We start from the raw sequence: 11668 nt of genomic DNA on the forward strand, positions 1-11668 counted from the left end.
TTGTTCGCGAATCATTCGAACTGGCAATTAACAGGTGTTGCCGAACGACCGCCTCGCGAAAAAGTTCGCTCCTACAGTTCAGCACGCGGCTGCTTACACCACCTCACCTTTCATTCTTACTGTCGATTGTCTTGCTTGCGCAGATGCTAGGGCACAACGCAATCCTGTAGGAGCGAACTTGTTCGCGAATCATTCGAACTGGCAATTAACAGGTGTTGCCGAACGACCGCCTCGCGAAAAAGTTCGCTCCTACAGGGCGCCCACCGAGTTACACCGTTTCAACCGCGCCTCCAGATTCAAATCCGGCATGGCGTGGGTGCGCAGTGCGTTGATGGTTTGTTCGACGTAATCGCGGGTGGTGCCGTAACGGCCGCTGGCGCTGGCGAGCACTTGGGTCAGTACGCTGTCAGGGAGGTTGCCGGCGTAGCTGGGTAGATGCCGTTCAAGGACGAAGCCCAAGGCCTGGACCTTTGTGCCATCTTCAAGACGGCAACTGAGCCAGTGGGGGCGATAGGAAGGGAAAGGCATCTCTCGTTGCCACAGCGCGAGCAACGACTCTTCGAGATTGTCGTCCGGCAGCCGGTACGCAAAGCCGCTACACGAGCCGCCGCGATCAAGACCAAATACCAACCCTGGCTGTTCGGGTGTGCCGCGATGTTCGTGGGACCAGAGATACAGGCCGCGATGATAGCCATGCACGCGACCGCGTTGACGCTCTATCGCAGTGCATTCCGGTCGCCAGATCAGTGAGCCGTAGGCGAATAACCAGACCGGCCCACCCTGATGACGGGTCATCGTTGCGTGCATCGAGGCGATCAGTTGTTCACGGGTCAGTTTCGGGCCCAGATCGATTACGGGCGGATAAGCAAGCCCGAGACCATCATGGACTGCCGCCACCAAGCTATTGATTTGATTCCCCATCTGTTCCCCCTGACAGCAAAACTGTCAGTTGCTGCGACCCTGTATCGCATTGGGCCGCATCAGGCTACTGCCACCGGAGAAGTGCTCCGGTGATGCAAAAAGCTTAACGGTAATCTGTCACCGAGAAGACGAATACCTTGGAGCATGCAATTTGTAATCCGTCGTTTGTACCGGCAGTCTGCTCAGCCGCGCGGCGCGTAGGCAAATACATCGGCGCGCATCTGATGCGCATCCATTCCCGCTTCGACCAATGCGTCGAGAGTCGCATAAACCATTGCGGGGGAGCCACTGCCGTAGACGTAAATCGACTTCAAGTCGTTGATGTCCTCGCGCACCGCTTCGTGCAGCATGCCGCAGCGTCCTTCCCAGCCACACAAGTCGCTGACGATTTTATGCAGTTGCAGGTTTTCGAGTTTCTTCCACTCATCCCAGTGGCTGATTTCGTAGAAGTCTTCCGGGCGGCGCACGCCCCAGTACAGATGCACCGGATGCGGGAAACCCTTGGCACGGCAATGTTCGATCAGGCTGTGCATCTGCGCCATGCCGGTCCCGGCAGCGATCAGAACCAGCGGCCCGTCAGGCAGTTCGGCCAGGTGCGTGTCGCCAAACGGCAACTCGATGTGGGCAATGCCGTCACGCTGCAGTTGAGCGATGAGTTTCTGCGCACTGCTTTCGCGGGCCAGCACGTGGATTTCCAGATCGCGACCGGCCTCAGGTGCTGACGCCATGGAGAACGCCGATTTCTCGCCGTCGTCCCGCTTGATCATCAAGTACTGACCCGCGTGATAACGAGGAGGTTTGCCTGCGGGCGCGCGCAGCGTCACGCGAAAAACGTCACCGCCGACATCAGCACACTCGACGACCTGGCAGGCGAGTTTGCGCATCGGCAGTTCTCCGGGAGCAAGCACGCCGTCCCACATCACCACGCAGTCTTCAGCCGGTACAGCGAGGCAGGCGTAGATTTCGCCGTGGTCATGGACTACGCCGTCCTGCGTCACACTGCCCTCGACCAGCAGCGCCGAACAGATATGACAATTGCCATTGCGGCAGCTGTTTGGGCATTCGTAGCCCAAACGCTGAGCCGCATCGAGGATTCGCTCGCCCGGCAACATCTCAAGCACTGCGCCCGAAGGCTGCAAGGTTACGCGCATCAATCTATTCCCAACTGATTCCAGATATCGTCGATCCGGCGAGTGACGGCCTCGTCCTTGACGATGGCGCGACCCCACTCCCGCGTAGTTTCGCCCGGCCACTTATGCGTGGCATCCAGCCCCATTTTTGAACCCAGACCTGACACCGGCGACGCGAAGTCCAGGTAGTCGATTGGGGTGTTGTCGATCATCACCGTATCGCGCTTGGGGTCCATGCGCGTCGTGATCGCCCAGACCACGTCATTCCAGTCCCGGGCATTGATGTCGTCGTCGGTGACGATAACGAATTTGGTGTACATGAACTGTCGCAGAAACGACCACACCCCCAACATGACGCGCTTGGCGTGCCCCGGATACTGCTTTTTGATGGTCACGATTGCCATGCGGTAAGAGCATCCTTCCGGCGGCAGGTAGAAATCGATGATTTCCGGGAACTGCTTTTGGAGGATGGGCACGAACACTTCGTTCAATGCCACACCGAGAATCGCCGGCTCATCAGGCGGACGGCCAGTGTAGGTGCTGTGATAAATCGGTTTGATGCGGTGGGTGATGCGCTCGACGGTGAACACCGGGAAGCTGTCGACTTCGTTGTAATAACCGGTGTGATCGCCGTAAGGGCCTTCATCTGCCATTTCGCCCGGATGAATCACGCCTTCGAGCACGATTTCCGCGCTGGCCGGGACTTGTAGATCGTTGCCACGGCATTTGATCAGCTCGGTTCGGTTGCCACGCAGCAAGCCCGCAAAGGCGTATTCGGAAAGGCTGTCTGGCACCGGCGTCACAGCGCCAAGAATGGTCGCCGGGTCTGCACCCAATGCCACAGAAACCGGGAAGGGCTTGCCGGGATGCTTGTCGCACCAGTCCTTGAAGTCTAGCGCGCCGCCGCGATGGCTCAGCCAGCGCATGATGACCTTGTTGCGGCCAATCACTTGCTGGCGATAAATACCCAGGTTCTGACGTTCTTTATTGGGGCCGCGAGTGACGGTCAGGCCCCAAGTGATCAGCGGGCCGACATCGCCAGGCCAGCAGGTCTGCACAGGCAGCATGCCGAGGTCGACGTCGTCGCCTTCGATCACGATCTCCTGACACGGCGCGTCTTTGACCACTTTCGGGGCCATGGCGATGACTTTGCGGAAGATCGGCAGTTTGGACCAAGCGTCTTTCAGGCCCTTGGGCGGCTCGGGCTCTTTGAGGAATGCCAGCAGTTTGCCGATTTCACGCAGTTCGCTCACGGACTCTGCGCCCATGCCCATTGCCACGCGCTCGGGTGTACCAAACAGGTTGCCGAGCACCGGAATGTCGTAGCCGGTGGGGTTTTCGAATAACAGGGCCGGGCCCTTGTTGCGCAGGGTCCGGTCGCATATTTCGGTCATTTCCAATACAGGGGAAATGGGTACCTGGATGCGTTTCAACTCTCCGCGCTGCTCAAGCTGCTGCACGAAATCCCGTAGATCCTTGAATTTCATTAACCCGGCCACTTAACAAATAGACGCACATCCTACCTGCTCTGGCGGGCAACGGCAGCTTCGGAACGTGGATTTACCCGCGTTATCTGGCGTTTTCGCTGAGGAATATCGGTGCCAACAAAGGCTTCATACGCTCGCCGCCCTGATCGGACAGATGGTTTTCATCCATGTACTGCGAAAAGCCGTCGAATTCGGCGCGACAAATACCTCTGATGCACATCAATGCCGAAGGATCGAGCACGTGCACTTGAGGATCTGCGGCGCTCAGGCGGCGGAACAATGAATCAAGAAACTGCTGACGCGCTTGATGATCGGCTAGCGGACGGCCAACGTTTTCGGCGCTACGGCCGATCATCGCCAGGCTGCTAAGACGCCCGACAGTGCCCTGACGTTGTAGTGGGACTTCCTTGAAAATCCACACCCGTGCGCCCGTCGCCCGCAGCTTCGCGACCATGTCTTCAAGGTCCGCGGCGACTTTCTGCTCAGCCACGGCGCGACTGTCGTTGCGATAAAGAACGTGCTGCCAGTCGCCGTCCTCTTCGCCATACAAATACAGACTCCAGCGTGCGGCCAGCACCACGTCATGAATGTGCTGTTCGCGGACGGTTTGCAGCGTCTGCTGGTTGAAGTCCTGACACTGCGGACGCACTTCGTTACCGAGGATCGGCAGGCACCCGGACAGGCTTGCCAGCCACACAGGCGTCGCAAAACGCTGCGCATCGGCTTTGATCGCGGGCAGCAACGCAGCCGCATGGCTGTCGCCCCACACCAGTTGGATCGGCGGCGTGTCGCCATCTGCGCCGAAGCGGCAGACCTTTTTCAGGTCCGGGCTATCACGTTGTAGCAGGCAATCCATCTGGCCCATTTGCCAGTCACGGGCCTTTGCGTATTGCATGGCCTGACCGGACAGTCGCCCCGGCACACCATCGGCCGAACGAATCACCTGACCCGCGCCAGCGATCACGACCATTGTAATCAGGCCACCCACCAATACAGGCTTGCGCCCGGCCAGCCAGCGTTTCTCCCGAAACGGCAGCTCGATAAAGCGCCAGCTCAGCCATCCCAATACCACGCTCAGCGCCACCCACATCAGCGCCTCTCTTGGCTGCATGCCGTCAACTGACGCCGCATTGGCATAAACGAAAATCGGCCAGTGCCACAGATACAGCGAGTACGAAATAAGGCCAACGCCCACCATCGGGCGCGTACTTAGCAGCCGACCCACCCAAGTGGGCGTTTGACCGTTGGCCCAGAGCATCGCTGTCGCGCCCAGCACCGGCAATAGCGCTGGCCAGCCTGGAAACGCGTTGAATTTATCGAAACCCAATACAGCGAACAGTACCGCGCCGATCCCGGCCAGGCTGATGACTTGATATGCCATCGGCGGCAGTTTGCGCGTCGGCACGGGCATCACTGCGAGCATCGCGCCACAGAGCAATTCCCACGCGCGCATGGGCAGCAGGAAAAAGGCTGCGTCAGGCTCACGCTTGATCATCCACACGTTGAGTGCGAACGACACCAGCAGAAGGGCGAACAACATCAGCCGCCACTGACGCAAATAACGGGTCAGCAGCACCATCAGCAACGGAAAGAAGATGTAGTACTGCTCTTCCACCGACAGCGACCAGGTGTGCAGCAGCGGTTTGAAGTCTGACGCCGGGTTGAAGTAGCCATCCTGGCGCATGAACAGGATGTTGGACATGAACGTGGCTTGATAGCGCACTGCTCGACCGAGCTGCGAATAGTCACTGGGCGGCATGAGCATCCAGCCTACGATCAGCGTCGCGAGCAGGACGACGCTCAGCGCAGGAATGATGCGACGTGCGCGGCGGGCCCAGAAGTCCACGAAGCTGAAACGCCCTGCGCTGATCTCACGAAAGATGATGGAAGTGATGAGGTAGCCGGAAATGACAAAAAATACGTCCACACCGACGAAGCCGCCGCTGATCCCACCCAGACCGAAGTGGAACAGAACCACTGGAATAACGGCCAATGCGCGCAGGCCGTCGATGTCTCGACGATTTCCGAAGGTGTGCATGACGCTCCTTGTCGCGCTTTATGAAAAAAGCGCTGGCAAAAAAAAATGGTGTCCAAAAGGACACCATTCTTTTTTAGCAGTTCAGCCAGTTTGATGACGCGTGTTACTTGCGCTTCATCGACAGGAAGAACTCATCGTTGGTCTTGGTCTGTTTCAGCTTGTCGATCAAGAACTCGATGGCAGCGACTTCATCCATAGGATGCAGCAGCTTGCGCAGAATCCACATGCGCTGCAACTCGTCATCGGCTGTCAGCAACTCTTCGCGGCGCGTGCCGGAACGGTTGATGTTGATGGCCGGGAAGACGCGTTTTTCTGCGATCTTGCGATCCAGAGGCAGCTCCATGTTGCCGGTGCCTTTGAATTCTTCGTAGATCACTTCGTCCATCTTCGAACCGGTTTCAACCAGCGCGGTGGCGATGATGGTCAGCGAGCCGCCTTCTTCGATGTTGCGCGCAGCACCGAAGAAACGCTTTGGTTTCTCGAGGGCGTGAGCATCGACACCACCAGTCAGTACCTTGCCGGAACTAGGAATAACGGTGTTGTAGGCGCGAGCCAGACGGGTGATGGAGTCGAGCAGGATGACCACGTCCTTCTTGTGCTCGACCAGGCGCTTTGCCTTCTCGATCACCATTTCGGCGACTTGCACGTGACGGGTAGGTGGCTCGTCGAAGGTGGAGGCAACCACTTCACCGCGCACGGTGCGCTGCATTTCGGTTACTTCTTCCGGGCGCTCATCGATCAGCAGAACGATCAGATGCACTTCCGGGTTGTTGCGCGTGATGTTCGACGCGATGTTCTGCAGCATGATGGTCTTGCCCGCTTTTGGCGGAGCAACGATCAGACCGCGCTGACCTTTACCGATCGGCGCACACAGGTCGATGACACGGCCGGTGAGGTCTTCGGTGGAGCCGTTACCGGCTTCCATCTTCATGCGGATGGTCGGGAACAACGGCGTCAGGTTTTCGAAAAGAATCTTGTTCTTCGCGTTCTCCGGACGGTCGTAGTTGATCGTGTCGACCTTGAGCAGTGCGAAATAACGTTCGCCTTCCTTCGGAGGGCGAATCTTGCCGACGATGGTATCGCCGGTACGCAGGTTGAAGCGGCGGATCTGGCTAGGCGAGACATAGATGTCATCAGGGCCCGCGAGATACGAAGCATCAGCCGAACGCAGGAATCCGAAGCCGTCCTGGAGGATCTCCAGCACGCCGTCACCCGAGATTTCCTCGCCGCTTTTAGCGTGCTTTTTCAGCAGGGAGAAGATCACGTCCTGCTTGCGCGAACGGGCCATATTTTCTATGCCCATCTGTTCGGCCATTTCGAGCAGATCGGTAATAGGCTTTTGCTTGAGTTCAGTCAGGTTCATATAGGAATGACGTAATCATGTATGGAGGGGGAAATTAAGCTTTTGGCTTAATGAGGCCGCGCCGCAGAGAAGGCGACAGGATCGCGTAGTAAATCGAAAGGAGAGCGTCGGCGACGGCTAGCAGGGGGCAACGGAGAAGCCGTTGCGGGGCCGAATGTACCACCTGATTTTCCAAGCGTCTAGTGTGCCGCCCAAAAAAAACCCCGCTATTTGCGGGGCTTTTGCGCCATCAGATGTTGGCGTCGAGGAATGCTTGCAACTGCGATTTGGACAGGGCGCCGACCTTGGTCGCCGCTACTTCACCATCCTTGAACAACATCAGAGTCGGGATGCCACGAACGCCATGCTTGGCGGGTGTTTCCTGATTTTCATCGATGTTCAGCTTGGCGATGGTCAATTTGCCTTCGTAGGTACCGGCGATATCGTCCAGAACCGGGGCAATCATTTTGCACGGGCCACACCATTCAGCCCAGTAATCTACCAATACAGGACCGCTAGCCTTCAGGACATCGGCTTCGAAGCTTGCGTCACTGACGTGTTTGATAAGTTCGCTACTCATGAGAGTTTCTCCGAGGTCGTAGGCAAAAAAACGTGGTCCATCATAGCGGCACCAGGCCGCGACAGGAAGCCGGGGTTGATTGTCTCTTGCTATGACCGCGTTTCAGCCAGCTAATTGAAGAAACTTCAGCCTGCTGGGGCCACGAACACAATGCCCGTGCGCAACGCCGCGCCCCGGATGTGTTCCTGCATAGCTTTTTGCGCTGGGCCGGACGCATTGCGGGCGAGGGCGCGGAGGATCTTGCGGTGTTCCTGCCACGTTTCCATGGCTCGGCCTGGGCGTATGAACGGCAGTTTCTGACTTTCGAGGAAGATGTCGGCGCTCGCGGTAATGATGCTCAGGATGGCCTGATTGCCGCTGGCGACCAGAATGCGGCGATGGAAATCGAAATCCAGGCGCGCGGCAGATTCGAAATCCCCGCCACGCAACTCCAGACGCATGGACTCGACATTGTCCTCCAGGTTGTCGCGCTCCTCGGCCGTCAGCGTCACGGCTGCAAGGCCTGCAGCGAAGCCTTCGAGCGCATAACGCAGTTGAAAAGTCTCGGACGGCGAAGCAGTTGCCGCAAAAGGCCAGGAAAATCCACTCGTGCTCTGTTGTGGTTCAGAAATCGCCTGAACGAACACGCCTTTGCCAGGCTGAACGTTGACCACGCCCAGCGCACTTAAAGACGACAGTGCCTCACGCAATGAGGCGCGACTCACGCCCAGGCGAACAGCCAGATCACGCTGTGACGGCAGGCTGTCACCTGCCACATAGCCTTGCTCGGCGATCAATTTTCGGATCGCTTGAAAGGCAGCTTCGGGTACTGCAATGGGACTCGGGTGCATGGCAAGTTCAGGCGCATTCGTCGTCGAAAGACCTCTTGTATAACCATCTGGCCGATACAGCAAGTGACGCCCAAGCCAGGTGCGCCGGGGCTTTGGCTCGCTCCAAAGCAGGGCGAAGAAGCTGCGAACTGTTCAGACCAGTAAGACCGAAAGCGTGGCGCAGCCCATCATTCCCGGTGCCTCTCAATGAATGGCATGGGCTGTGCACTACTGCTTTGAGAAATAACTTTCGTTCGATCCGGAGACGTCCCATGACCAAGCGTTACAGCGCTCTGTTTGCCGCCCTGTTTGCCAGCCTGATGCTGACTCAGGCCCCCGCCCACGCCAACGGCCTGGACGATGTGACCGCGCGCGGCACGTTGAAAGTCGCAGTACCGCAAGACTTCCCGCCGTTTGGTTCGGTAGGCCCTGACATGAAACCTCGTGGTCTGGACATCGACACCGCGCAACTGATCGCCGACCAGTTGAAGGTCAAGCTTGAGCTGACCCCGGTCAACAGCACCAACCGCATTCCGTTTCTCACCACCGGCAAGGTGGATCTGGTGATTTCCAGCCTCGGCAAAAACCCGGATCGCGAGAAGGTGATCGATTTTTCCAACGCCTACGCGCCTTTTTACCTGGCAGTGTTCGGTCCGCCTGATGCGGCGATCAACAGCCTGGATGACCTGAAAGGCAAGACCATCAGCGTGACCCGTGGCGCCATCGAAGACATCGAGCTGACCAAAGTGGCGCCGCAGGAAGTGACCATCAAGCGCTTCGAGGACAACAACTCCACGATCGCTGCCTACTTGGCGGGTCAGACCGACCTGATCGCCAGCGGCAACGTGGTGATGGTCGCGATCAGCGAAAAGAACCCCAAGCGTATCCCGGCACTGAAAGTGAAACTCAAGGATTCCCCGGTGTATGTCGGCGTCAATAAAGGCCAGCCGGAACTGCTCGCCAAGGTGAATGAAATCATCGAAGCCGGCAAGAAAGACGGCGCTCTGGAAAAGAACTCCCAGACCTGGCTCAAGCAACCGCTGCCTGCTGATCTTTGATCGCTGCTTCTAATCACTGCATCTGATCCGGGGCGTTTAAATGGCTTATCAGTTCGACTTCATACCGGTGCTGCAAAATGCTGATCTCTTGCTGCGCGGGGCCTTGTTCACGCTGGAACTGACGGCGATAGGGACATTACTCGGGGTCAGCCTGGGCATTGTGGGTGCCATCGTCCGCGCCTGGAAAATCCAGCCGTTCTCGGCAATTTTCGGGGTCTACGTCGAGCTGATACGCAATACGCCATTCCTGGTGCAGCTGTTCTTTATCTTCTTCGGCTTGCCGTCGTTGGGCATCCAGATTTCCGAGTGGCAAGCGGCGATTCTGGCAATGGTGATCAACCTGGGGGCTTATTCCACGGAAATTATCCGGGCGGGTATTCAGGCGATTTCCGCCGGACAGATTGAGGCGTCGGCCGCCTTGGCGATGACGCGCTACGAGACTTTTCGCCATGTGGTGCTGATCCCGGCACTGGGCAAGGTGTGGCCGGCATTAAGCAGCCAGATCATCATCGTGATGCTCGGCTCGGCGGTGTGTTCGCAGATCGCCACCGAGGAGTTGAGCTTTGCCGCTAACTTCATCCAGTCGCGTAACTTTCGGGCCTTCGAGACTTACATCATCACCACGCTGATTTATCTGTGCATGGCGCTGTTGATTCGTCAGCTGCTGGGCTGGATTGGCCGCCGCTACATCGCAAGGAGCAGCTGATGTCTGATTTCACGCTTTGGGACGTCGTCCGCAACCTGCTTACCGGCTTGCAGTGGACACTGGCGTTGTCGCTGGTGGCGTTTATCGGTGGAGGCATCATCGGTTTGATCGTCATGACGATGCGCATCTCGGATACCTCTGCCTTTCGAACGCTCGCCCGCTGCTACATCGAGCTGTTTCAGGGCACGCCGCTATTGATGCAGCTGTTTCTGGTGTTTTTCGGTGTCGCGCTTATGGGCGTCGACATCTCGCCATGGCTAGCCGCCGCACTGGCGCTGACGCTGTTTACCAGCGCCTATCTGGCCGAGATCTGGCGTGGTTGCGTGGAGTCGATCTCCAAGGGGCAGTGGGAGGCGTCGGCGAGTCTGGCGCTTACCCCGCTTGAGCAACTGCGTCACGTCATCCTGCCCCAGGCGCTGCGCATAGCAGTCGCGCCGACCGTGGGCTTTTCGGTGCAGGTGGTCAAAGGCACTGCTGTGACATCAATCATCGGCTTCACCGAACTGACCAAAACCGGCGGCATGCTCGCCAACGCTACCTTTCAGCCTTTTATGGTCTACGGCTTCGTTGCCTTGGGCTACTTCCTGCTTTGCTACCCCTTGTCGCTCAGCGCTCGCTACCTGGAAAGGAGACTGCATGCCTCTGCTTAGAATTTCCGCGCTGCATAAATATTACGGCGACCATCATGTCCTCAAGGGCATCGACCTGACTGTCGAAGAAGGCCAGGTTGTGGCCATCATCGGCCGCAGCGGCTCGGGCAAAAGCACGCTGCTGCGAACGCTCAACGGTCTGGAATCGATTAACGATGGCGTGATTGAGGTTGATGGCGAATACCTCGACGCCGCCCGTGCTGATCTGCGCTCGTTACGGCAGAAGGTCGGGATGGTGTTTCAACAGTTCAATCTGTTCCCGCATTTGACGGTCGGTGAAAACGTGATGCTGGCGCCGCAAGTGGTGAAGAAGGTGCCAAAAGCGGAAGCCGCCCGGTTGGCCAAGGCCATGCTTGAACGAGTGGGGTTGGGCGAGAAGTTCGATGCCTTTCCCGATCGCCTGTCAGGCGGCCAGCAACAGCGCGTGGCGATTGCTCGCGCGCTGGCGATGTCTCCAAAAGTGTTGTTGTGCGACGAAATTACCTCGGCGCTGGACCCCGAATTGGTCAACGAAGTGCTCAGCGTGGTGCGTCAGTTGGCCAAAGATGGCATGACGCTGATCATGGTGACCCACGAAATGCGTTTTGCCCGGGAAGTGGGCGACAAGCTGGTGTTCATGCACCAGGGCAAAGTGCATGAAGTCGGCGATCCGAAAGTGCTGATGGCCGACCCGAAAACCCCTGAACTGGCGAATTTTATCGGCTCGGTAGAGCAGGGCGCCTAGCATTGTTCTGTGGGAGCCGACTTGCTGGCGAGGCCGCCAATGCGGCGTGTCAGGCATGACGCTTCGCGAACAAGTTCGCTCCTACAAAGCCTGGCTTCCGGCTTTTATTGGGCGAGAGGGCGGCATTCCGATTTGCCCGCGAAGCTGGCACAGCGGTTTTCTGATGTACTGAGTGCCTGATTTCAGGGCCGCTGCGCGATCCCGGCCCATCGCTGCCGTCGTG

11 protein-coding genes are annotated in these 11668 nt (G+C 58.0%); 4 read left to right on the forward strand and 7 right to left on the reverse strand.

What is annotated here, in order from left to right; all coding sequences use genetic code 11:
* Positions 1–249: 249 nt before the first annotated feature.
* The 7 genes from ACWKWM_RS00980 to ACWKWM_RS01010 form a co-directional block, all read right to left on the reverse strand.
* Complete coding sequence (locus ACWKWM_RS00980; RefSeq protein ID WP_483844328.1) at positions 250–921, reverse strand: gamma-glutamylcyclotransferase; 672 nt, start codon at positions 919–921, stop codon at positions 250–252.
* Positions 922–1103: 182 nt separating this feature from the next.
* Complete coding sequence (locus ACWKWM_RS00985; RefSeq protein ID WP_483844329.1) at positions 1104–2072, reverse strand: CDP-6-deoxy-delta-3,4-glucoseen reductase; 969 nt, start codon at positions 2070–2072, stop codon at positions 1104–1106.
* On the reverse strand, positions 2072–3538 hold the full coding sequence (ubiD, locus tag ACWKWM_RS00990) for a 4-hydroxy-3-polyprenylbenzoate decarboxylase (RefSeq protein WP_483844330.1): 1467 nt from the start codon (positions 3536–3538) through the stop codon (positions 2072–2074). Before ubiD ends, ACWKWM_RS00985 begins: the two co-directional genes overlap by 1 nt.
* A gap of 82 nt (positions 3539–3620) precedes the next feature.
* Positions 3621–5576 (reverse strand): acyltransferase family protein, encoded by a 1956-nt coding sequence (locus ACWKWM_RS00995; protein WP_483844331.1) that lies wholly within the window; start codon positions 5574–5576, stop codon positions 3621–3623.
* 103 nt (positions 5577–5679) lie between these two features.
* Positions 5680–6939 carry a transcription termination factor Rho gene (gene rho / locus ACWKWM_RS01000; RefSeq protein WP_032625122.1) on the reverse strand — a complete coding sequence of 420 codons (1260 nt, stop codon included), beginning with the start codon at positions 6937–6939 and terminating at the stop codon, positions 5680–5682.
* Between the two features lie 229 nt (positions 6940–7168).
* Positions 7169–7498, reverse strand: a complete 330-nt coding sequence (trxA, locus tag ACWKWM_RS01005) for a thioredoxin TrxA (RefSeq protein ID WP_331188630.1) — start codon at positions 7496–7498, stop codon at positions 7169–7171.
* Positions 7499–7623: 125 nt separating this feature from the next.
* Positions 7624–8328 (reverse strand): FadR/GntR family transcriptional regulator, encoded by a 705-nt coding sequence (locus ACWKWM_RS01010; protein WP_483844332.1) that lies wholly within the window; start codon positions 8326–8328, stop codon positions 7624–7626.
* A 251-nt stretch (positions 8329–8579) separates the two neighbouring features.
* Here ACWKWM_RS01010 and ACWKWM_RS01015 point away from each other — a divergent pair, with 251 nt between their 5' ends.
* Genes ACWKWM_RS01015 through ACWKWM_RS01030 form a run of 4 tightly spaced genes read left to right on the forward strand, consistent with a single transcriptional unit; the run spans position 8580 to position 11445 of the window.
* Positions 8580–9365, forward strand: coding sequence for a transporter substrate-binding domain-containing protein (locus ACWKWM_RS01015; protein WP_483835063.1), 786 nt, complete (start codon positions 8580–8582; stop codon positions 9363–9365).
* 40 nt (positions 9366–9405) lie between these two features.
* Positions 9406–10071 (forward strand): amino acid ABC transporter permease, encoded by a 666-nt coding sequence (locus ACWKWM_RS01020; protein ID WP_483844333.1) that lies wholly within the window; start codon positions 9406–9408, stop codon positions 10069–10071.
* Complete coding sequence (locus tag ACWKWM_RS01025; protein WP_483844334.1) at positions 10071–10721, forward strand: amino acid ABC transporter permease; 651 nt, start codon at positions 10071–10073, stop codon at positions 10719–10721. The genes ACWKWM_RS01020 and ACWKWM_RS01025 overlap by 1 nt, the downstream gene beginning before the upstream one ends.
* A complete protein-coding gene (locus tag ACWKWM_RS01030; protein WP_483844335.1) occupies positions 10708–11445 on the forward strand; it encodes an amino acid ABC transporter ATP-binding protein in 738 nt (245 codons plus the stop codon). Before ACWKWM_RS01025 ends, ACWKWM_RS01030 begins: the two co-directional genes overlap by 14 nt.
* Positions 11446–11668: the final 223 nt, after the last annotated feature.

This window comes from Pseudomonas rosaeacicularis, from assembly GCF_057128745.1.

Excerpts from the sequence above, each read along its gene's own strand:
- ACWKWM_RS00980 (WP_483844328.1), bottom strand. The coding sequence starts at position 921 with ATGGGGAATCAAATCAATAGCTTGGTGGCGGCAGTCCATGATGGTCTC.
- ACWKWM_RS00985 (WP_483844329.1), bottom strand. The coding sequence starts at position 2,072 with ATGCGCGTAACCTTGCAGCCTTCGGGCGCAGTGCTTGAGATGTTGCCG.
- ubiD (WP_483844330.1), bottom strand. The coding sequence starts at position 3,538 with ATGAAATTCAAGGATCTACGGGATTTCGTGCAGCAGCTTGAGCAGCGC.
- ACWKWM_RS00995 (WP_483844331.1), bottom strand. The coding sequence starts at position 5,576 with ATGCACACCTTCGGAAATCGTCGAGACATCGACGGCCTGCGCGCATTG.
- rho (WP_032625122.1), bottom strand. The coding sequence starts at position 6,939 with ATGAACCTGACTGAACTCAAGCAAAAGCCTATTACCGATCTGCTCGAA.
- trxA (WP_331188630.1), bottom strand. The coding sequence starts at position 7,498 with ATGAGTAGCGAACTTATCAAACACGTCAGTGACGCAAGCTTCGAAGCC.
- ACWKWM_RS01010 (WP_483844332.1), bottom strand. The coding sequence starts at position 8,328 with ATGCACCCGAGTCCCATTGCAGTACCCGAAGCTGCCTTTCAAGCGATC.
- ACWKWM_RS01015 (WP_483835063.1), top strand. The coding sequence starts at position 8,580 with ATGACCAAGCGTTACAGCGCTCTGTTTGCCGCCCTGTTTGCCAGCCTG.
- ACWKWM_RS01020 (WP_483844333.1), top strand. The coding sequence starts at position 9,406 with ATGGCTTATCAGTTCGACTTCATACCGGTGCTGCAAAATGCTGATCTC.
- ACWKWM_RS01025 (WP_483844334.1), top strand. The coding sequence starts at position 10,071 with ATGTCTGATTTCACGCTTTGGGACGTCGTCCGCAACCTGCTTACCGGC.
- ACWKWM_RS01030 (WP_483844335.1), top strand. The coding sequence starts at position 10,708 with ATGCCTCTGCTTAGAATTTCCGCGCTGCATAAATATTACGGCGACCAT.